Annotated in this window: 17 protein-coding genes; 9 read left to right on the top strand and 8 right to left on the bottom strand. The window is 34.4% G+C overall.

Annotation, left to right across the window (positions count from 1 at the left end; translation table 11 throughout):
• Positions 1-432: 432 nt before the first annotated feature.
• On the bottom strand, positions 433-954 hold the full coding sequence (locus tag KO527_RS13680; protein WP_216040842.1) for an NAD(P)H-dependent oxidoreductase: 522 nt from the start codon (positions 952-954) through the stop codon (positions 433-435).
• Between the two features lie 143 nt (positions 955-1,097).
• On the opposite strand from KO527_RS13680, the gene KO527_RS13675 reads away from it, so the two are divergent.
• From KO527_RS13675 to KO527_RS13645, 7 genes are all read left to right on the top strand, one after another.
• Positions 1,098-1,997, top strand: coding sequence for a LysR family transcriptional regulator (locus KO527_RS13675; protein ID WP_216040841.1), 900 nt, complete (start codon positions 1,098-1,100; stop codon positions 1,995-1,997).
• 424 nt (positions 1,998-2,421) lie between these two features.
• Positions 2,422-3,699, top strand: a complete 1,278-nt coding sequence (locus KO527_RS13670) for a diaminopimelate decarboxylase (RefSeq protein WP_216040840.1) — start codon at positions 2,422-2,424, stop codon at positions 3,697-3,699.
• A 103-nt stretch (positions 3,700-3,802) separates the two neighbouring features.
• Positions 3,803-5,014, top strand: a complete 1,212-nt coding sequence (gene gltS, locus KO527_RS13665) for a sodium/glutamate symporter (RefSeq protein WP_216040839.1) — start codon at positions 3,803-3,805, stop codon at positions 5,012-5,014.
• A 399-nt stretch (positions 5,015-5,413) separates the two neighbouring features.
• Positions 5,414-6,391 carry an aspartyl/asparaginyl beta-hydroxylase domain-containing protein gene (locus KO527_RS13660; RefSeq protein WP_216040838.1) on the top strand — a complete coding sequence of 326 codons (978 nt, stop codon included), beginning with the start codon at positions 5,414-5,416 and terminating at the stop codon, positions 6,389-6,391.
• Positions 6,392-6,925: 534 nt separating this feature from the next.
• Positions 6,926-8,077, top strand: coding sequence for an efflux RND transporter periplasmic adaptor subunit (locus KO527_RS13655; protein ID WP_216040837.1), 1,152 nt, complete (start codon positions 6,926-6,928; stop codon positions 8,075-8,077).
• An 18-nt stretch (positions 8,078-8,095) separates the two neighbouring features.
• On the top strand, positions 8,096-11,224 hold the full coding sequence (locus KO527_RS13650; RefSeq protein WP_216040836.1) for an efflux RND transporter permease subunit: 3,129 nt from the start codon (positions 8,096-8,098) through the stop codon (positions 11,222-11,224).
• A gap of 473 nt (positions 11,225-11,697) precedes the next feature.
• Positions 11,698-12,165 carry a hypothetical protein gene (locus KO527_RS13645; protein ID WP_216040835.1) on the top strand — a complete coding sequence of 156 codons (468 nt, stop codon included), beginning with the start codon at positions 11,698-11,700 and terminating at the stop codon, positions 12,163-12,165.
• A 290-nt stretch (positions 12,166-12,455) separates the two neighbouring features.
• Here KO527_RS13645 and KO527_RS13640 read toward each other — a convergent pair whose 3' ends face one another.
• Positions 12,456-13,370 carry a LysR family transcriptional regulator gene (locus KO527_RS13640; RefSeq protein ID WP_252733724.1) on the bottom strand — a complete coding sequence of 305 codons (915 nt, stop codon included), beginning with the start codon at positions 13,368-13,370 and terminating at the stop codon, positions 12,456-12,458.
• A 78-nt stretch (positions 13,371-13,448) separates the two neighbouring features.
• Here KO527_RS13640 and KO527_RS13635 point away from each other — a divergent pair, with 78 nt between their 5' ends.
• The gene (locus KO527_RS13635) at positions 13,449-14,378 is read left to right on the top strand and encodes a cysteine hydrolase family protein (protein WP_216040834.1); all 930 of its coding nucleotides are present in this window, start codon (positions 13,449-13,451) and stop codon (positions 14,376-14,378) included.
• A 163-nt stretch (positions 14,379-14,541) separates the two neighbouring features.
• Here KO527_RS13635 and KO527_RS13630 read toward each other — a convergent pair whose 3' ends face one another.
• The 5 genes from KO527_RS13630 to KO527_RS13610 all read right to left on the bottom strand — a co-directional run bounded on the left by KO527_RS13630 (position 14,542) and on the right by KO527_RS13610 (position 21,794).
• Entirely contained in the window at positions 14,542-17,127 is a 2,586-nt protein-coding gene (locus KO527_RS13630) for a TonB-dependent receptor (protein ID WP_216040833.1), read from the bottom strand.
• A 140-nt stretch (positions 17,128-17,267) separates the two neighbouring features.
• Positions 17,268-18,878: a glycoside hydrolase family 3 protein gene (locus KO527_RS13625; RefSeq protein ID WP_216040832.1), complete on the bottom strand. Its 1,611-nt coding sequence runs from the start codon at positions 18,876-18,878 to the stop codon at positions 17,268-17,270.
• A 73-nt stretch (positions 18,879-18,951) separates the two neighbouring features.
• A complete protein-coding gene (locus KO527_RS13620; protein WP_216040831.1) occupies positions 18,952-19,728 on the bottom strand; it encodes an ATP-binding cassette domain-containing protein in 777 nt (258 codons plus the stop codon).
• Complete coding sequence (locus KO527_RS13615) at positions 19,721-20,689, bottom strand: ABC transporter permease (protein ID WP_216040830.1); 969 nt, start codon at positions 20,687-20,689, stop codon at positions 19,721-19,723. Before KO527_RS13615 ends, KO527_RS13620 begins: the two co-directional genes overlap by 8 nt.
• A gap of 34 nt (positions 20,690-20,723) precedes the next feature.
• A complete protein-coding gene (locus tag KO527_RS13610) occupies positions 20,724-21,794 on the bottom strand; it encodes a substrate-binding domain-containing protein (RefSeq protein WP_216040829.1) in 1,071 nt (356 codons plus the stop codon).
• Positions 21,795-21,966: 172 nt separating this feature from the next.
• Between KO527_RS13610 and KO527_RS13605 the strand changes: the two genes are divergently transcribed.
• Positions 21,967-23,151, top strand: coding sequence for an ROK family transcriptional regulator (locus KO527_RS13605; RefSeq protein ID WP_252733723.1), 1,185 nt, complete (start codon positions 21,967-21,969; stop codon positions 23,149-23,151).
• A gap of 3 nt (positions 23,152-23,154) precedes the next feature.
• On the opposite strand, the gene KO527_RS13600 is transcribed toward KO527_RS13605, so the two are convergent.
• The gene (locus KO527_RS13600) at positions 23,155-23,463 is read right to left on the bottom strand and encodes a hypothetical protein (RefSeq protein WP_216040828.1); all 309 of its coding nucleotides are present in this window, start codon (positions 23,461-23,463) and stop codon (positions 23,155-23,157) included.
• Between the last annotated feature and the right edge of the window lies 1 nt (position 23,464).

Below are 23,464 nucleotides of genomic sequence, written 5' to 3'. Positions count from 1 at the left end.
ACATAGAAGTTCTAGGTAAGTAAAGTATATTTGTTTATCACACAATAAATTTGATATTAATTTATTGTGATATCTGACATAAAAGATTAACAAAAACTATCGCTTTCAGAACGGTTATCGTTTCTTATATTTGATAGTTTAGTTAATTAGTTTTTCAAAAAATAAAAAATTGATCCGAACTTAAAGCATTAAGGAAATATCAATGGACATGTTTTATGGAAGTATTCAAGTACAACAGACGGAAGTGAGTATCTGGGCATGTTAAATTTACAAACTATCAACTCTGAAGTGAAATCTGTTGGTATGTTTGTTACTTAGTCATTCAAAAATTGAAAATGGACCATAAATAACGAAACAATCTAATATTCAATCATTTGAATATTAGATTGTTTCGTTATAAATGACCCATTGAGGGTATTTGATAACCAAGTTTTATAAAAGTGATGAAGCCGTTACTAATTTGTCGATTAATTCTGGGTTAGTTAATTTACCTGTTGCTACATCAAAATTATCATAAAAACTTGGGATGGAAATGCTGGCTTTTACATCAGCTGCAAAATAAGGCGCTGAACCTGACGCTGCTGCTAATACACTGCCTGCACCGCCTGGGCCTGGTGAAGTTGCTAACATTAACATAGGTTTATTTTGAAAAACTTTCATATCAATACGAGAAGTCCAATCAAATAAGTTTTTATATGCTGCTGTATATGAACCATTATGCTCTGCAAAAGAGATTATAATCGCATCTGCTTCACCTAACTTTTTATAAAATGCTTGCGCTTGTGCTGGTTGACCTAGCTCTTTCTCACGATCTTCACTAAAAATAGGCATTTCATAGTCGTTAATATCTAAAATTTCTACTTGTGCATTTTCAACTAAGTTTGCTGTATATGTAGCTAGTTGCTTGTTGATTGAATTTTTACTGTTGCTTGCTGCGAATGCTAATACTTTCATGATATACCCTCATTTTGTATCTAATTTAATTTAACTTTTAAGCCACTTTAAAAATATGGTGACTTAAGTACGTTTCGATGGGTAAACTATACATTCATTCCAAATAAAGATTAATAACCTAAATGTAAAAGGATTATTTCCAAATGGCAGTTAATACTAAGTTATTTGATGGTATTGTGATCTTTAATCAGGTTGTAAATACCGGTGGATTTTCAGCTGCTGCGCTTGCTACTGGCCACTCTACTTCGTATATCAGTAAAGAAATCAATAAACTTGAAGCAAGGTTGGGAAACAGATTACTAAATCGAACAACCCGCTCTATCAGTTTAACTCCTGAAGGCAAAGAGTTTAATAATCAATGCCAACAAATGATATTAGATGCGGAGCAAGCGCAAGGTATTTTAGATCAAAGTAATATATCGCCTAAAGGCACTTTGAAAATAAGCTGCCCTCTAGGTTTTGGTTCTAATTACTTAAAGCCTATTTTAGTTGAGTATCTAGCTAAATACCCTGAAGTGAGTTTAGATATAGATTTTAGTGACCGTCAGGTTGATGTTATACAAGATGGTTTTGACTTAGTTATTCGAGCAACCACAGCACTTGAAGATTCTAGTCTGATATGTAAAAAACTTAAATCATTTAAAGGGTACACAGTTGTATCAACCGATTATGTTAAAAAGCATGGTAAACCCAACACACCAGAAGACTTAATAAACCATAAATGTATGTGTTATGCCAATCACAAAAACCCAACGCGTTGGATGTATAAAACGCTAAAAGGTGAAGTTGTTCAGGTGGATGTACCACAAAAGATATTATCTAATAATGCCGAAATGCAACTGGCTATGGTTTTAGCTGGTCATGGTATTTGTCGGTTACCTGAATTTTATATGGCCGATGAACTAAAAACAGATAAATTAGAAATTTTATTTGATGATTATCAAACACAAACGATAGATGTATTTGCTTTATATCCAAGTAGAAAACATTTATCTCCAAAAGTAAGGTGTTTTATAGAGCTGTTAAGTGAAAAAATCTCTTAATAGTAATATATAAGTGATTTTGAGATAATTTTAAATTTTTTAAAACTTTTATGAACTTATTTAAATTCTATGACTCTTATATTACGAGTTAGATGATTTCCCCTAGAGTAATATTCGCGCGTTTTTATAAACGCGCTTTTTTTTGCCTAAAATTTATTAAATCACCTAAAGGTACAACACCCCATAACCAAAAGCTATACACTCGCAAAGCTTTAACATTGTTCTTTTTTTCACAGCTAATTTATCTTGGATTTATAAAATAAGTGACCTAATAGTTTCTCAGATAATAAATTTCTAGTTATAGCTTTTTTTATTGTCATTCACTTATCAAGTTTTCACTTTTATTTCATATAGTGAAACGCTGACAGCGATCGTCAAAATAAAAGATGATCACATTTTAAGTCACAGAAATTAGAGATGAACAATGACCAGAAAGCAAAAAATAATTCAAAAAGCCATCAACGATAATGTAATCGATAATAATTTAACTGCTATCGGGATTATGGATTTCGATCGATTAGATAAAACTGTTGCTGATGTATATGCTTCTTTTCCTAGTAATTTTACCCATACTTTTGCAGTTAAAGCGAATGCATTAGTAGAAGTATTAAAATCTCTTAGAAAATCAGGTATGGGCGCGGAGGTTGCAAGCCCAGGAGAATTATTAATTGCTTTAAATGCAGGATATGAAGTTGAAAATATCATTTTCGATTCACCTGCAAAAACAATCGACGATTTAACAACCTGTATTAAAAATGGCATCTCTTTAAATATTGACAATCTACAAGAACTTGCTCGTATAGATGAATTAATGCTGCAATATCCTAATACAAAATCAATAATAGGTTTTCGTGTTAACCCACAAATTGGCAGTGGTAAAATTAGCTCAACAAGTACAGCAACGGCCACATCAAAGTTTGGTTATGCCCTTAATGATGCAAATAATAAGAACGAACTAATTGAAATATATAAACAACGTCCATGGTTAAAAAGCATTCATACTCATACGGGTTCTCAAGGTTGTGAGTTAGAACTAATGGCACAAGGTGTAGCAGTTATTACTGAGCTAGCAGAAGAAATAAATGAAACAATTGGCTCGCAACAAATAGTTAGATTAGATATTGGTGGTGGTTTACCTGTTAATTTCGCATCAGAGGAAATATCACCAACATTTAAACAATATGCGGACATTTTGCAAAAATCAGTTCCACTATTATTTACTGATAAATACCAAGTTAAAACTGAGTTTGGTCGTGCTATCGCTGCAAAAAATGGTGTGATAGTAACGCGTGTTGAATACACTAAGAATTCAGGTAACCGTCATATCGCAACAACACATGCTGGAGCTCAAATTCTTACCCGTACTGCTTTTCTACCTAATTCATGGCCTCTAAGAGTCACTGGCTTTTTACCAACAGGTGAAGAACGAACAGAAGAAATTTCTCCATTAGTAACAACTGACGTTGCTGGCCCATGTTGTTTTGCAGGTGATTTAATTTGTAAAAACCAAGAATTGCCTAAGTTAGAACAAAATGATTATGTCATGGTTCATGATACAGGCGGATATTATTTTAGTAACCATTTTGACTACAACAGCCTACCTAGAGTTGCAGTATTTGCTATAACTGGTAAAGATGATGATTTAACAATCAAATGCATCCGTAAATCAGATTCTCTTGAAGATGTTCTCAATAAAATGTAATAGAATGCCGAGCAAAATTGCGGTCTGCGCGTATTTTTCACGATAGAGCGTAACATAATTCCGATTGACCAATAATATAAACAAGAAGAGGAAAAATTCTCCAATGGATATCGAAGTTGGCATAATAGAAACATTATTAGTCGCACTGGTGATTCTGTTTACAGGTTATTTCTGTAACAGTAGAGTCGCCTTTTTAAGAAACAACAATATACCAGAGCCTGTAGTTGGTGGCATCATATTTTCAATTCTGGCAGCAATTTCACATAGCTTATTTAATTTTCATGTGCAGTTTGATATGAGCTTTAAAGCACCGTTGATGACAATATTCTTTACAACGGTTGGATTAGGTGCAAGTTTTAAACTTTTATTAAAAGGTGGCCCTAAAGTTGTTCTATTTTTAGGGGTTGCAACCTTGTACTTATTGATACAAAACGCCCTTGGTGTCTCTCTTGCAATGGCTTCAGGCATTGAACCTTTAATGGGGTTAATTGGTGGTTCAGTAACTTTATCAGGTGGTCATGGTAATGGCGCTACTTATGCTGATTTATTTATTGCTGAATATGGGATGCCTTCTAGCTTCTTTGAATTGGCAATGGCAGCCGCAACTTTAGGATTAGTACTAGGCGGCTTAGTGGGTGGTCCAGTGAGTAAACGTTTAATTACTAAATATAATTTGAAAGCTGATGAATACCATGAAGAACTCGATGATACCGTTACCTTTAACCCGGAAGATCATGACTTAGTTACACCAAAATCTATGATGGAAACGCTTTTTATAATTTTACTGTGCATGACCTTAGGTCATTTAGGTTATGTTGCTTTAAAAGAAGCTGGCGTCGTATTACCTTCATTCTTAATCCCGTTATTATTTGGTGTTGTAGCAACTAATTTATGTGAATTCTCCAAAGTATATAGTATCAGCCGTGCATGCATTGATTTATGGGGCACCATGGCGTTATCACTATTTTTAGCTATGGCATTAATGTCACTTAAAGTGTGGGAGCTGGTGAATTTAGCCGGTCCTATGGTATTTATCATATTCGCCCAAACTATTGTATTAATGTTATTTGCATATTTTGTTACTTTTAGAATAATGGGTAAAAACTATAATGCTGCGATTATGGCCGGTGGACATTGTGGCTTTGGCTTAGGTGCAACGCCTACAGCAGTTGCAAATATGGAAGCGTTAGTTGCACGTCATGGCCCTTCCCCACAGGCTTTTTTAGTTGTGCCATTGGTTGGTGCGTTCTTTATCGATATCACCAATGCGTTAGTTATTCAGTTTTATTTAAGTCTGCCTTTTGTAACTCCCTAAGTGCTTATTTAAAATACAATTTTTAACCAAGGCTGTAATATGTCTTGGTTTTTTATTTGAATCCCCTTCTTTTTACTTATCAACAAAGTAGATTTTTATACATATAGCTTCGATGTTCAGTAAATTTAGCCTCATTAAAGGAGATTATTGAAATGTCTGTGGTTGCATATACGCTTAGTTCAGAAATAAGCACTGAATACTTAAAATTTCAGTATCTTGAAAATTAAATTGGTTGCTGATCCAACAAAGTAATTACAAATTGACAAAGCCATTGTACTTCGCTTTTATTCATAATCATTAACCTCTAAAACCTTAGCTTAATTGTATCAGAAACCGCTGACATTTTTGTGACAACCCTTCTTTTATAATTTCTGAACTATTTAATTACTTGCTTTTATTATGACCTCAATTTTTACGTTTTTTGTATTTTTCCTGTTTCCTTTATGTTCTGTGATTTATGTTTATAGATTTCGAGGCCAAGCTAGGTTCACCTCTTTTGTAGAATATCTACGAAAAGGTTGGCCAATCTTTGCGCCTTTAAATGTTTTTCTTTATATCTGTACAAAACGCTTTTCACAAAAAGCATTTGTTAAAACTGAGAAGTTTAATAAATTAAATATCCTTGAAGATAACTGGCAAAAAATCGCACAAGAAGCACAAGGACTTCATGATAAAGGCTTTTTTGAACAAACGACTTCAAAAGAAAATAGCAGTTTTTATGATGTCGGTTTTCGTACATTCTACAAATATGGATGGAGTAAATTCTACTGTACTTGGTACGGCACTCACCTCAACTCTGCTATGGCACATTGCCCAAAAACTGTTGAATTATTGAATCAAATACCATCGGTCAATGGTGCTATGTTCACATTACTACCTGCAAAGTCAAAATTAACCCGTCACTTAGATCCTGTTGCCTGCTCTTTTAGGTATCATTTAGGGTTAAATACACCTAATAGTGAAGACTGTTTTATTAATGTTGATAGTACTAAACAATCTTGGAAAGATGGTGAAGCCTTTATTTTTGATGAAACATGTCTGCATTATGTAGAAAACAACAGCCAAGATATGCGTTTAATCCTAATGTGTGACATTGAGCGCCCAATGAATATTTTTGGGAAGCTATTTAACAAAATTTATAAGTTTTTAATTAGTCAAATGTTGGTGCCTAATTTACCCGGTGATCAAGCCGGTATCGTTAATAAATTATTTGCTAAAGTGACACCTTTTCTAACAGCCTCTAAAGCCTTTAAAAAGCAAAACCCAAAGTTATATTATCCATTTAAGTGGTGTTTTAATCTCATTTTATTATGTGTGTTTGTTGGTATATTAATTTTATTAAGTAACGTGTTATTTTCAATAATATTAATAGATTAAATAATATAAGTAATAAAGTATAACTAGCCTTAATCATTTGGATGAACTCAACGATATACCTTAGTCTTATTTAATATTTCATTCAAATGAAAAAGCACCTTGCATTAATACTTTTAGTGGCATCATTTTCTCATCCATAAGACGACTATATTAAATAATTGGTCATCTTAAATCGTAGTTGCAAACATCTTAGGCGAGATTTACATAAGCAAAGTTCTAGAGGTTGAATATGTCACTTACCCAAGCATTGGCTAATGGTATATTTTCAAACATAATATTGCGCATATTCAGGTCTAAGTATTGCAAAGCACTATGGCTGAAAATATACACAATTGACTACTCAAGGAAAGTTAATTGATGCAGAGACTTATGATGTCATATCACAGTGCAGCTAAACTCTGACTTATCAATTACCTGGCATATGTATCGCTCAATATATTTAAGCAATATATAAACACAAACTTACAAATCAATTTACATATTTTTACAGGTTTTTGATATTATCACCTCAATTGTGCTTTCAAGGTGAATAAAATGAATCAAAAATGGATAAAAGGCCTATTACCTGTTGTTGTTTTAGCGTCATGTATTGGTAGTTTTGTAACAATTAATGCGATTGCCAAAGATACTGAAGAAAAAAAAGCAGTTGATAGTCGCCCAACTGTTAAAGTGGAAAATATAACAGCAAGTGATCATCAAATTGTAATTACTAGTTATGGAGAAGTTGCACCTTTAGAAAGTACGCAACTAGCAGCGCAAGTTCAAGGTGAAGTAATTCAATGGCATCCAAGCTTTATTCCTGGTGGCTTGGTTCATCGTGGTGATATTTTATTCACTATTGAAAAAGATAACTATGAAGCAGACTTATTACAAGCTCAAGCTCAGTTGGTTAGTGCTAAAGCGGCATTGATAGAAGAGAATGCAAAACAAGAAGTCGCTATTGATGAAGCGAAACGTTTTCCTACTAAAAAGTTCACAGATTTATATCTTAGAAAACCTCAAGTATTAAGTGCACAAGCTGCAGTTAAATCTGCTCAAGCATCTCTAAAGCGTGCACAACGTAATCTAGCAAAATGTGAAGTTAAGGCTCCTTTTGATGCCCTAGTTATTTCAAAAAATATCGGCCTTGGTCAATTTGTTAACACCGGCTCTGCTGTTGCAGTACTAAATAACATAGAGTCAGCTGAAGTGTTGATACCAATCGCTGGCTTTGATAGTGCGTTTTTACCAAAGAATTTAAATGGCTTACATGCGACAGTTAGTAAAAAAGGGCTAAATGCTTTTAAACGTGATGCAATTATCTCTCGTGATTTAGGCGTAGTAGATAGTGATACGCGTATGAGTAACTTAGTTGTTAGAATTCAAGACCCTTACGGTTTAGATTCTGATTTGCCAGTGATTAAATTTGGCAGCTATGTTGAAGTTAATTTTGCAGGACAAACACTGCAACAAATTTATAAATTACCACAAGAACTTGTTAATAACCGTACAGTTTGGGTTGTAGATTCACAAGACAAGTTAGAAGCCAAGCAAGTGCAAGTCATTAGAGAGGAAGGAGAATTCTTTTTAGTTAATCAAGGTTTAAACAATCAAGATAAATTAGTTGTTACCTTACCTGAATACCCACAAAAAGGGATGCAGGTAAATATCGCTGATTCTGATGTTTTAACGACCGAAAAATTGTAGTAAAAGGAATTTATAAATATGACACAGCAAAAACAAACAGGGATCATAGCTTATTTTGCTAATAACCCCGTTGCCGCTAACTTGATGATGGGATTTATCATCATTATGGGTATATTGAGTTATTTAACAATCCAAAGGCAAATGTTTCCAAATATTGAAATCAATTACATCAATATCAATGCATCTTACCCTGGTGCATCACCCCAAGAAATTGAAGAAAGCATCTTAATAAAAATTGAAGAGTCAATTAAAGATGTAACAGAGATAAAAAAAGGTGTATCCCGGTCATTTCGTAATAGTGGCCGTATTTCTTTAGAAATCGATCCAGATAAAAATTTATCGGATGTATTGGATAAAATTAAATTAAGAGTTGATGGCATAGCCACCTTCCCTGCTGGGATGGAACCTGTCACTATTTATCAAGCGGAGTTTCAACAAGATGTTATAGAGATGTCTCTAGTCGGTGATTTACCTTTAACACAGCTAAAACCCATCGCCCAACAAATAGAAGACGAATTATTACAACTTCAAAACGTATCTTTAGTTAATTTAGATGTACCCGAAGATGAAATTGCAATTGAAATACAGCCTGAAAACTTACGTAAATATAATTTATCTTTAAGTGATGTAAGTAATGCGATAAGCCGACATTCAGCTAATTTTTCTGCAGGTCAGTTACGTACTGATGCTGGTTTTATTTCTGTTAGAATCGAAAACCAATATTATAATGGTGATGAATTCCGCCAAATACCAATAAAAATAGGTGAAAATGGCGCAAAAGTGTTATTGCAAGATATTGCTGTTATTAAAGATGGTTTCACTGAAGGTGAACGCTATTTTAAATATTCAGGTAGTAACGCGATGTTTATGTCAGTTAAAGCGACTAAAGATCAAAATATGATCCCTGTTGCAGAGTCTGTTAAAGCCTTTATTGAACAAAGAAATAAAACATTACCTCCTGGCTTAGAGCTAAAAACCTTAGTTGATATGACTTATTATCTCAACGCGCGCTTAGATATGATGCTGAAAAACCTCCTTCAAGGTTCAATCATGGTAGCACTGATGCTGACACTTTTTTTGCGCTTTAAGTTAGCAATGTGGGTGATGATAGGCTTACCTGTGTGCTTCTTAGGTGCTGTAATGATGATGCCAATTTTAGGTGTAAGCGTTAATATAATTTCCCTATTTGCTTTCATTATGGTTTTGGGGATTGTAGTTGATGATGCAATTGTAATAGGTGAAAGTGCCTATAGTGAAATCGAAAAGTCAGGAGGTGGTGTTGAAAATGTTGTCAAAGGAGCTAAAAAAGTAGCTACTCCTGCAACTTTTGGTGTACTAACAACTATGGCTGTATTTGCGCCATTCACCCTATCAAGCGGTCCTGAAAGTGCTTTCTTTTACGGTATCGCTGTTGTTGTTATTCTATGTTTAGCATTTAGCTTAATTGAATCTAAACTCATATTACCTGCACATTTAGCTCACTCTACCTTTACCCCTATTCCTGAAAACAGTTGGAGAGCAAAGTTTAATAAACGTTTTATGGGATTTGTAAATGGACCTTATAGACGTGCAATAACAAAAGCGATTGAGTGGCGTTGGTTAGTTTTATCTGCGTTTGTTGGGTTACTGATCATTAGCTTTGCTTTAATCTCTTCTAATTTAGTACGTACGGTACCAAATCCAAAAGTGCCACATGATTTTCCAAGCATTCAAATTGAAATGAACGATAATATTTCAGATCAGCAAACAATTTCTGCTTTAAAAACAATTGAAGCGATTGTTTGGCAAGTTGAAGAGCAAACCAAGTCTGAATTTGATCAAGGCATGGTAAGAGACTTACTTGCATTTAATCAAAGCAGAACTGAAGCAAGGATCTTAGTGCCTTTAGTTGATGAAGATTTGAGACCATTTAGTACATTTGAGTTATCTCGACGCTGGCGAGAGTTATTGCCAAAAATACCAGGATTAAAATCAATCACTATACAAGATGATGTGAATGGCTCAGGCTCAGACGGTGAGTTTGGCTACCTGCTATATGGCCCAGACGTTGAAACTTTGAATAAAGCCGGACTACAATTTATTGCGATGTTGCAACAAGAGAAAGGTCTGTTTGATATTAGCTCAACCATTGATCCTGCCAGTAAAGAAGTGCAATTAACTTTATTACCCGTCGCTTATGATTTAGGACTCGATCTCGCAACAATCGCAAATCAAGTTGGAGCAAGTTTTTATGGCGGTGAAGCACAGCGCGTGATCCGTAACGGTGAAGAGGTTCGTGTCATGGTACGTTATCCTAAACTCACCCGTGAAGCTTTTGCTTCTCTTAAATATACTGTGATCACAACTAATAATGGCAAAGAAGTTATGCTTGGAGATGTCGTTGCTTTGTCTGAAAAACCTGGCATAAGCTATATACGCCGTGAAGGTGGTTATCGTACTGTATATATTTATGGCGCAATTGATGAAGAAACCGTTGAACCTAATGAAGTAGTTAAAAGCATAGATGACACGCTTTTACCTGAACTTAAAAAGTTATTCCCAACGGTTAAAACAGAACTTGGAGGCTCTATAGAAGAGCAACAAGCGCAACAAAATGAGCAAATATTATTTTTTGTTGCTGGGATGATCATTGTTTATATTTTACTTGCTGTACCACTTCAAAGTTATACGCAACCTCTTATTATTATGTCCGTTATTCCATTTAGTTTAACCGGGGCAATTTGGGGTCATTTCTTCTTTGGTTTAGATTTAAGCATGATGTCATTTTTTGGCATCATAGCTGCCGCAGGCGTTGTAATAAATGATAGTTTAGTCATGACTGATTATATAAATCAAGCACGTAAAGCAGGTGCATCAATTCGTGATGCAGTGTTAGAAGCCGGCTGTGCAAGATTCAGAGCGATTACCTTAACTTCTATTACGACATTTGTTGGTGTCTTACCAATTATGTTCGAAACAAGCTTGCAGGCAAGGTTTGTAATACCTATGGCTGTTGCGCTTGGTTTTGCCGTTATGTTTGCGACAGTGATCACACTGGTATTAGTGCCTTGTTTATACATTATAGGTCAAGATGTTCGTACACCAATACGTGCATTAAAACGTAAATTTTCAGCGCGCAAGAATAAAACGGACACTGCTGAAGCTTAAATTTAACACCTAAAACAAAAATGCCGTCATGCAATATGACGGCATTTTTATTTATTAAAACCAGTAATAAATGAGCATTCAAATTTATTTTCAATTACCTAATTTTAAAACAAAATATAAGTAAATAATTTCCACAATTTAAATAGAACAAAAAATTGGGTGAATGCAATGCGTACACAATTACAATTCATTAGTATTGGAACTGGTGTGCTCCCTACTTTAACTGATGAAGATATCCTCACTAAGATATTCTAAATATTTTAGAAACAACAATGATAGTCCTGAACAAAATAGGTTTATCTCAGCCACCTTTTTTATATTTATACAGAATATATTTCATAATTTAAATTTTGAGTAATCTCATACTTACCTAATATATATTTGATATAAGGGAGTCACAGGTATGGTTTACTTGATTTACAGTATTAACACATGGTATTTTGCATACAATATCCATTAGGTGTAAGTGAATTATGAAAAAAACTACAAACAGAACAAGAATCATATTTTTAGCGGTTTTAGCTGGCCTGATCTCAATCATTTATGTATTTTCACAAAATAAAAATACCGAACTAGCATCGCGTGAAACTTACGCCATACTTTCAAGTCATGTCAGTATTACAACAACAGATATTTTAACCTCTGATGAACAGCGTCAAAAAAGTAATGAACAATTTCCTGAAATAAATCATGATGTAATGAGTAATAATAGCTTAGATGATGATAAATCAACTAAAGTTAATCAAACTTCAATACTTAAAAAAAGCGTTAATTCTAAGCTTGCTTTAGATGCGCTACCACCACAACCACTTCCAGAAGGTCAAGAAATAAAACCCTCAAGACAACATCAACATATGCCACCTCCGGCACCAGATAGTAAATATGCAGTAGATCATCAACATACAAATAGACCAGATATTGGGACTGTAGAAAAACACTAAATTCAATGCTCGGTATTCGTCAAACAGTTTATATCACTGTGATAACAGGTGCAGTTTATTTATGCCTAATGAAAAGCCAACTACTTAGTTGGCTTTTGTTAGTTTTTAAAAAGAACTTTCAACTTGGATTCCGCAAAAAACTAAGAATGAGGTGATTAAAACTATAATGGCTGTCGAGAGATAGGTAAAAATAATATTACTGCATAAGTCATTTTATAATTTACACATGGTATACAGACCTATCTTCTTTGTTGGATTGAAAATCATTTAAAAAGCAGTAAAAAATGGTATTAAGTATTTACGACCATTTGATTTATAAACTTTCTTTTTAATTCATTTATAAATTTTCTAAGCAAAACGGGTAGCTTATTTTGATATGAATGGACTGCATATACATCTCTTTGCTGCCCAGAGTATTCAGGTAAAACCCTCTGTAATTGGCCTAATGCCAATTCTTCTTTTATAAAAACAGACGGCAGCAGTCCTATGCCTAATCCACACTTTATACTGTTAATTGCACTTGTTGATGTGTTCATTTTTATCAAAGTATTACTATCAAAAATTAAATTTTCATCTTTAAGACCGTTTATAATACTGTCTGTTTGCCAGGGTAAAACGACTAAGGATTGAATGTTTAAATTTTCGCTTGTGATCTCTGTTGCTTTTGCAATGTATTTAGGCGATGCGACCAGTACACTATCTAGTTTACCAATTAATACAGCTTTATAATTACTGTCTTTTTGTGGGCCGACACTGATAGCCAAATCTAGTTGATTACTCAGTAAATCTAAGCGTTCATCAGTGTAGATTAACTCAGGTGTAAGTTTTTTGTACTCATCACATAAATTAGCAATAATCGGTGTGATTAAGTTTGTTTCAAAAGCATGGGGTGCAGTAATCGCAATACGCCCAGCGGGCTCATTATTATATGTATCTAAATCTTGTAATGTATCAGATAGTAAATTGACTAATTGCTCACTTCTTTTTACTAACAACTCACCTGAAGGTGTTAAGTTTAATGTGCGTGTACTTCTAGTTAATAATCTGGTGTCCAATGCAGTTTCTAGTTGTGTTATGTACAAACTAACAGCTGATTTTGTGTGACCAAGTGAGTGTGCTGCTAAAGTAAATGATCCTTTATTAACAACTTCATCAAATACTAACATTTGATATGCAAGTTTCTTTTGTTCAGATTTAATGAACATATATTTCACTTTTTAGGTAATTATCTTTTATTTGATAAACAATAAACTTAACTTCATCAAATAACAAGGAAACACATCATGAGCCAATCAATAAGAAAAGAAGTAATGCAAGCGAGTCAAAACTGGATAAATAGCTTCAATAATGGTGACGTAAATGCGTGTATAGAGAGTTATACATCAAATGCATTTATGCAAGTACATCCTTTTGGACGCTTTAATTCTAAATCTGAGATATCTGATTTTTGGCAAGGTTTCGCAAAAAGTAATCCAACAGATTTAGTTTATAAAAACGTTCAGATAAAAGTACTCAGCGCTACACAAGCTATATTATCTGCAAACTGGAGTATGAATATTGCCAGTGGTTTTATTACAAAAGAGCTTTGGATTTTAGATGACGATGGTCAATGGTATTTAGAAGAAGATGATTTTAGTGTTTTAACACAATTGAGTGAACCATTAACTGATGATAAACGCTCAGCTTTGGTATTGGTTGACTTTCAAAACGATTATTTTGAAAGTGGTAAATTTCAATTGGAAGACACTGAGATCGCAGCAAATCAAGCAAGTAAATTATTAAATAAATTTAGAGATGAAAATCTGCCTATTATTCATATACAACATATATTTGAAGACACACAAGCTGCTTTTTTTGCTCCTGAATCAAATGGTATTGAAATTCACCATAGTGTAGCCCCTAGAGATAATGAAGTTGTGATTGTTAAAAATTACATAGACAGCTTTACTGATACAGATTTGGAGCAAACTTTAATATCGCTAGGCATTCATAATCTTGTGATAGTCGGTGCTATGGCACAAGCTTGTGTGCAAACCATCTGTAGAACGGCAACCCATAAAGGATATGAATGTACTGTTATTGAAGATGCAGTAGCGGCACCTAAATTGTCGTCTCAGGATGAAGATTTTACAGGAAAACAAATTGTTGCTACTAATTTGATATCTTTAACTTTTGGTGGCGCAAAAATAAGTACCGTTGATGACTTGTTATAAATTTTGAATAAAAAGGCAAGCATCGCTTGCCTTGACGGGGTATAAAGGAATGTTAATTCACTGAACACGTGTTCAAACTACAGGTATTTTTTCATTACAGTTAAACACTAGGGAGGTATTCATACTGTAAACCGTACCATTACTTCACGTAATTTCGCATTATTTAAAATTTAACACTTGCACCAACGAAGTAACGAGCACCAAATTCATCAACAGCATGTGTTATGCCATGTTCAGGTAATTGAATCACACGTGCTTCATTAAATAAGTTAACAGCTTCAATTGATATATCTAAATTATTCATTGCATGCCAAACAATTGATGCATCAACTTGGCTAAATGAATCAGCCATACCCGTTATACCATTATATGATTGTTCAAATTCATCTCTTGCATTATAAGCGATACGGGCACTAAACATATCATTCTCATAATAACCCGCTAAGTTAAATGAGTTCTCAGAAACTCCCTCCATAGGTGCGAGTTCTCCATTGGCTCTTACCAGCTCACTGTCTGTATAAGTATAATTTGCTTGTAACCCAAATCCGTTTTCAAAATTTTGTTGGTATTGAAGTTCAATACCACTGACTTTTGCTGTACCTGCATTTCTATATCGTGTTACAGAACATGTGCCACAGCCTTCAAGTTGTTCAGTTGCTGTTGTTTGCTCTATATAATCACTGATATTTTTTTTAAATAAAGTACTACTGATCAAAGATGATTCATTGAAATACCATTCTAAACCTAGGTCATATTGATCTGATTTATATGGTTCAATATCTGGTGAACCAACTTGTGCTAAACCTTGGTGAATTTGAATCGTTGTCAGCATTTGCATTTGAGCGTAGTCTGGACGAGAAACGGTAGAACCTGCGGCAAATCTAAACAATACATCATCACTGACATCGGCAGCGATATTTACGCTAGGTAAATAATTTGTATACGTTTTCTCACCTTTAAGCGCTTCTCGTTGGGGCGTACCATCTGAAGTACCGTTAGATTCAACCTTCGTTTCAACAACTCTTAAACCAACATTACCCCTAAAGTACTCCCCTGAAAAATTACCTTTGATATATGCTGAAGTTATCTCTTCATCTATAGAGAATTGGTTTCGAATTTGTAATTCACCTTTATGTTGCTTGGCATAATCCCAAAGACCCTCATTTATTACTGCAAATGAACTTAATGTCCCTGCTCTTCCTTCTTTGCCATGCAAACCAGTAACAACACCACCATTAAAATCTGCCATAGTTAGGCCATCAACCATACCTTGTGCAAGCAAACCATCATCGAAATAATGCTGTGAAGCACCAAAATATTGTTCTTGAAGTTTTATTCCGGCTTCAACAGTCGTAAATATGCCTTTTTCTAGATTATATGAGCCATCAATTTGATAATAATTTATGTCATTATCACGCACATTATTTAAGTAGCTGAATTCTTGATATAACGACTGTTGACTATGATCAGTTAACATATCTGGATCAGTTGGGATCAATTCAAGGGGGCCGTCTACATCAAATTTAAAACCTGTCGTACTTTTATCTGTTTGATTACCCCACCATGTGCTACTTTGTAACCCTCTAGATTCAGCTTCTGATTGGCCTATTACCCCTTGAATACTCCAATCGTCAGACTCATAATTTAACGTTAAATTTATGACATCAGAAATCATCTCAGGTTTACGTAATAATGTGTTATTGAACAAAGGAACTAAACCACTGTCTTGTGAGACCGCTGAGACTGTTCCTCCTGTTGTTACGCCGTTATTATTAACACGCATAGTATCCGCATCTATCACTGCGTTATGATGTAAAAATCCGAATAGAGCAGTATTTGTATGTGTATTTTTTAAAGCAAAGCGATTGTAATCAAGCGCTACATCAAAATTATCATTTACTTGATATTGAAAAGTTAATTGTGAACTTTCTCTTTTACGTTTTTCATCAAAAATAATTGACGCAAAACCTAGTGGCACAACAGGGAACTCACCATTAGAATCTTGTACCATCACACCGGGGAAGTTCCAGACACCCGAATTACCAAATGTACTTAAGCTTTCACGAACAACTGACTGTTCTTCCGATGAATGCGCAATCAATACACCAAAGTTTTCGTTTTCATTTTTGAAGCTATATAAACCTGAATAAGAAGGGCTCCATTCATCTGCAGTTTCACTATAACTATTTTCTACTGAGCCAAAAAAAGTATTAGCTTCTAAATCAAATGGCTTACGTGTTTTTAAATCGATCGTGCCACCTAGCGCTCCTTCATTATTATGTGATTCAACAGATTTATATACATCTAACCCAGCAACTTGCTCAGCAGACACCATTTCAAAGTTAAAACTGCGTCTAAAAGGGTCATTATCAAACCAACCAACACTAGCAACATTCTGTCCGTTAAGTAGTAACATGCTGTGCTGTGGTGCTGTACCACGAATAGTCACGCCATCTACTTCACCGTAACTTCTTGAAACGGTTACACCTGGAATTCTTTGTAGTGCATCACCGATGTTTTTATCAGGGAAGTCACCAATATCTTCAGCAGAAATTGAATCAATTACAGAATCCGAAAAACGCTTTGTATTTAGTGCTTTAACTAAACTACCACGAATTCCTTTGATTTCGATTGTTTCCATTTGTTTTTCTGAAACGATCTGATCTGCGCCTTCTTCTGAAGCAACAACCGAACCATGCAAAGCTGATAAAATACATAGTGATAGATAACTGGTTATTTTTTTATTCATCTGGTCTTCCCTTATTTCTTGTTGTGGTTTGAATACTTTATTATTTATATGAGTAAACATCTATATTAGTAAAATGTTTTGACTAATTATTTATAATGGATTTAGATTAAATATCAAGCGATGATTCGTTTTTATTTAAATTAAGTTTGAATTAAAGCGTTTGCCACAGCTTGAGCGCTGACCACCCTGCTTGAATAAGCACAAATATATGTTTTTAAATCGTGATATTTTTTAAGTTCGTAATCAGAGCGCATACCAATTACGATCACTTTGTCGTGCCAAATTTTAATTGCTTTATTTACAATTTTAATCTGAGCATCTGTATCAAAACGATCTCCAGGCAAAGGGTAATCTTCTGTTATGATTATTATGGGCGCTGTAGAATCAAAGCTTGATTCTTTTTGGAGCATTATCTGAAAATCCTGATAAGAAATATGAGAATAATGACATTTACACTTATTAAGAGAACTTAAGATGGTATCCCTGGCAGTACGAGGGTCATTTGGTCCAATACCACGGCTGTTAACAATATTGTCATAGCCTTTTGGGTTAGCTGCAAAAGTGATATTGAAATGTGCTGTTTTTAATGGCCAATGCCCAGCGTCATTTTTTAATGTTTTAATTGCTTGTATAGCACTAAAATTTGATATATGAGTACACTCTTTTTCTGACAGTGCTTCTTTGCTTTGATTTAAACAAATATTGGTATATTTATAACAAAGAACATGACTTAAAGCTGAATCAATAATACTTTCATTTAATTCTCCCTGTTTAACAGCTTCAATTACACCATTAATTGTTTGTTTTTGTATCTCTTTATAATCTGTAATACCATTTTCATAATGCTCTTCACTCAACATAATTAAGTGTGCCCCAGCTTTGAGAGCTAAAATAGCCGACTCATGAGGCAAATAGTTTTTTCTCATAGCCCACATATTCATACTATCTGTAATTATTAAACCATTAAAATTAAGCTGATTTTTTAATAATTCAGTTAAGATCTTGTATGATAAAGTCGCAGGATAAGTCTCGTCGATTTGAGGGTATTTTATATGGCTAGTCATTATCATAGATACGTTTTCATCAATTGCTTTTTTAAAAGGTATCAAGTCCTGTGACATGAGTTGCTCAAATGATTTATCTACAACGGGAAGCGTTTGATGCGTATCTGTATGTGTATCTCCATGACCTGGAAAATGTTTCGCGCAAGACAAGTTATCACCTTGTGATATTCCTTTTACAGCAGCTGCAACATGTCTTGCTACATGCATTGGCTCTTCTCCGAATGCGCGCTGCCCTATAATTGGATTATCTGGATCTGAATTAACGTCAGCACAAGGTGACAATAAAGTGTTGTAACCAATCGATTTCATTTGTTGTGCAAATACACGATACATTTTTTCAGTTATTTTAATATCATCAACAATACCTAATGCTAAATTACCGGGCCCTAAATCTGTTTCTTTAGTTAATATTCCCCATGCGCCTTCTTGGTCTACTCCTAATATTAAAGGTGCATTACATGCCCTTAGTGCAGCTTGTAGCTGTAATTGACTTGCAAGGATTGTGGCATCTTTTTTTGTATGTGCATTATCATCTGTAATATAAAAACCACCTACATGCATTGTTTTGATTAAATCAAAAGCATAGTCCTTATCTTCTCCCGCAAAAGCCAGTATGAAAAGCTGTCCTACTTTTTCTTCAATTGATAAAGACAGTATTAATTGCGTCACTTTCTTATTGGTATACATACTCATTCCTAAAATTTGGCCGCAAAAAGCTAGACCTAAAAATTAAGCCTAATTTTTCTAAAGAAATATAAATTTACGCCGCTTGCGTTTTTGCCCCTGTGATCAGGGCTACTAAATCTTCTTTAGTAACATCTGACACCGCAACATCTGCAACTGATTCACCCTGATACAAGACAACGGCGCGATCACATGTCTCTACGACATGTTGCATGTTATGACTTATTAATAATACTGCGACACCTTGTGAACTGATCACATTTATCAACTCATTAACTTGTGCGCTTTGTTCTACACCTAATGCAGCTGTAGGTTCATCCATAATAACGATATCGGCTCCCCAATTAACAGCCCGTGCGATGGCAACTGCTTGTCTTTGTCCGCCAGATAAATTATTAATTTGAGCATCATAAGATGGAATGCGACTATTAAGTCTGTTTAATGCTTTTTTTGAACGCTTTTCCATTGTTTTTTTGTCAAGCCAACCTAACCATCTTAAGATAGGATTTTTATGTTTTATTTCACGGTTTAAAAACAAATTCTCAGTAATATTAAATTCAGGAACCATAGCTAAATCTTGAAAAACGGTTTCTATGCCCACAGTACGCGCATCAAGCGGTGAGGAGATCTTAGCCGGAGAACCATTAATTAATATTTCTCCGCTATCAACTTCATGAATACCTGAGATACAACGAACAAGTGTTGATTTTCCGGCACCATTATCACCTAATAACCCAACAACCTCGCCTTTGTTAATTTTAAAGCTGACATTTTTAAGTGCTTTTACCCCACCAAAACTTTTTTGTAATGATTTGAGCTCGATTGCAGATTGATCTAAAGATGTTCTAACCATTTTTAAGTTCCTTAACGCCAATCGCTACTGCAACAATTAAAATGACACCTCGGGCGATCATTTGTTCGTTTGTTGAAAATCCAGATAAAATTAAACCATTGTTTATCATACCCATTAGCCAAGAACCTAAAATCGCACCTATGATGCAAGCTCTACCACCAAACAAACTTGTACCACCAATCGCAACAGCTGCAATAACGGTCAGTAAGTCAGCTTCACCTAAGGTATATCGGGCACCATGTAATCGTCCGGCATACAGTAAACCAGCTAAGGAAGCTGCCATGGAGGAAATGATTAATGCGTATAATCTCACTCGTGTAACTTTTATTCCCATAGCAAGAGCAGCTTTTGGGCTACCACCTACAGCGAGTAAATGACGTCCAAAAGCTAATTTTCGCATTACAATATAGCCAATCCCTGCTATGGCTAAAGTCCAAATGAGCAGCACAGGAATACCAAAAATGTCACCGGCACCAAAGATAAAGGTAAAATCCCTATTTATAATTGGCACTGATTCTAAATTTGTGATTTGACGTGCGATACCAGTTACCACCCCCATAGTGCCAAGGGTTATCAATAAAGATGACACTTTCATACGTTCTATTAAAAGTCCATTTATCAGACCTATTACAGCACCAACAAATAATGCACCCGCTACTGCCATAGGAATTGAGGTGTATTGCAATAACAGCGCACCTACAAGTGCCGATAATGCGACTACAGCTCCTATAGATAAATCAATATGACCCACTGATAATGCAAATGTAAGCCCTACAGCCATAACAGTTACTGGCGCCATTTGCCGTACGATATTCATAAAATTTGAAGCTGTTAAAAATGCAGTATCATGTAGAAAAACCGCAAATAAAGTTAAAACTAAAATAAAAATATAATAGATAAACGCTTCACGTTTGAACGCAAATTGCTTAAATGACTCTAAATGTATATTGCTCACACTCATTGGTTAACTCCTTGTTATTATAAGCGAGGGTTCTTTATTGTTTTAAAGCGAGATCAAGCATTTTTGGTAACTTGGCTTTAAATGCTTTAGCCCACATTTCTTTCATATTATTCTTTTTCACCTTATCGAATGGAACAACTGTAAAAGCTGATGCTTTTAATCCTAATGTTGCTCCAGCGCCTAATCTAGCCATGGTTTTTCCAATATCATATGGTCTGTCGGAAATCGTGCCATAGAGATTGCCATCCATAGCCATATCAACTAAGTTATTAACACCGAGATCATGGGTTATTACTTTTATATCAGATCGACCTAAAGAACGTAGAGATTCAATCACGCCTTCAGCTGCTGCATCCCAAGATACATATATCGCCTGTAAGTCTGGGTTTTGTAAAACCATAGCTGCAGCGATACCGCTGGTTTCATGTTCTTTCACAAATCCTTTTTTAGCTCTGATCTGAATATTTCCAAATTTAGCTAGGCTTTCCTCAAATGCATGATCTCTATTATTTGTTATAAAATATTTAGCATCATGAAATATCATGCCGACATTTCCAGTATTATTGATAGATTCAGCTAATAATTCTGCAGCTGCTTTACCCATTCCAAACATGTCATCTGTCACTATCCCTACATAATCTTTACCTAATTGAAAGCCTGGGATTGGGTTGCTTAATAAAACTAACTGGGCACCATTAGAAATTGCTTTTTCATAACTTAATTTAGTACTAACACTGTCAACGCTAAGAGATAGAATGATATCTGGTGTAAGTGCTGTTACATTCTCTAAATCAGACACTTGTTTTGCAGGATCAAATTGTGCGTCAGTTACAGCTAAGACATTAACTCCTAGTTTTTCAAATTCTGCTTTGGCTCCTTGCGTAACTGAACTTACCCAAGGGCTAGAGCCGTGCCATACAAGCGCAGCAGTTAATGACTTTTCTTGTATTTTTTGAATTTCAATTTTTGAAAGAACAATATCCGAAGACTTAGCTGCATCTTTAATACTTTGTATATCAACTGCAAAACTAGGAGCTAATACTAGGATCGAGACAAAACAAATAAAATTCTTAAAATATTGTAAAAAAAACCTTAAAAATGACATTTTTAGTAATATCCTTAATTGTTCATTTTTTAATTGATGAGTTAATATTAAGGGAACAAAATAATATGTCAAACATTTTGACTTAATAATTTTAACTCGATTTTTTTTACTAAAACTGTAAGATTGCAGACAAAGATTTTGAATTAAATCATCAATTAAAGGCAAGGTTCATTTGAAAGGTTCTAACTCTAAACAAAATAAAGCCCTAAATTTACGTTTGGTCTTATCTCAAATTGTTTCTTTGGGACCGCTCTCTAGAGTTGAAATTGCCAGAAATACGCACTTAACGAAACAAACCATTACTAATATGGTTGAAGAGTTACTTGAAGCTAATTTAGTCATTGAGTTAGGAGTTAAAAAAGAAGGTAGCGTAGGTAAACCTTCAAAAATGCTAAGTCTTAATAAAGACTCAGCCTATACTATTGCGTTCAGAATTAATAAAACTGATATACAAGCAGGTATATTTTCTTTAAATGGAGAACAATTAAATATTCTTAGTACTACGCATAATAAAACTGATTTAACCGCTAAAGCAGAATTTTTATTTAATACCTTGCTGACTGCGAGTCAAATTAAAAAGGATACATTATTGGGGCTTGCATTAAGTTTTACAGATAGTGATCAAAGACCAATTGAAAGTTTTAAGCAAAGTAAATTATTACAAAGACAATTAAATGACGTGTTTTCTTTGCCTGTCGCAATAGAAACTACAGCATCAGCGTGTGCGGCTTATCAAATGCTTTACGCAGAAGCACGTGAATTACATAGCTTCATTTATATTCATTTAGGAGATGTGATTGAAGCATCTGTTGTTTATGATAGGCAAATTATGCTTGGGCAAAATGGATTAACGGGTGCTATAGGAGAATTATTTGTAACCCCTGAAACAAATAATAAAACAGCTGAGCTCGGACGACTAAATGATTTTGCATCATTAAATTCTTTAAAAGCATTCTTGGGTAAAAAAGAAACCACCAATGAAGCTATTATACAGTATTACGCTAATAACCCTGATAAAGTTGAACTTTGGTTTGATACTGCAGCTGAACCAATGCGAATTGCTATTCATACTTTAGAATCAATATTAAATTGTGAAACGATTATTTTAGGAGGTGATATAAATACACAATTTCTTGATAAATTTATTACCTTGTTACGCCCTTTTATACCTTCTATCTCACAATTTGGTGACCGCCAGGTCGTACGTTTAATAAAAACACCTGATGTTGAAAATATTGCATTGAAAGGTGTTGCAACTTTACCATTGCATGCTGCGCTAAATAATGAAAATATGCAAACGATTATCTTGCCAGATGATGATAATTTAAATGAGATTCAAAGGCTAATATATACTTAAAATTTAAACATCAATATAACTCGCTGATAATACATCACAGTTTACTAGTCCAATACCAAAACTAATCACTTTATTAGAATTTCGCCAAGTTAAAAAATATCTGTCATCATCTTTTTTTATTTCTAATTTAAGATCAGTAAGTTTGGCATTTTGGTCATCATAATAAGTAATGTCATAGTGCCCTTCGAAACCAGAGCTAATTTTACCGTGTGCTCGCCCTGTACCGCTGCCATAATCTGAATGCATCCATACGGAAAGTAGTTGATCTTTTTCTGTTCCTTTAATGTATTGAACACGTCCTATATTAGCCATT

Source organism: Pseudoalteromonas sp. C2R02, assembly GCF_018860845.1.
Classification (GTDB): domain Bacteria; phylum Pseudomonadota; class Gammaproteobacteria; order Enterobacterales; family Alteromonadaceae; genus Pseudoalteromonas.
Note: the sequence above shows the minus strand (reverse complement) of the source record. Positions and strands in the feature narration are given on the sequence as shown.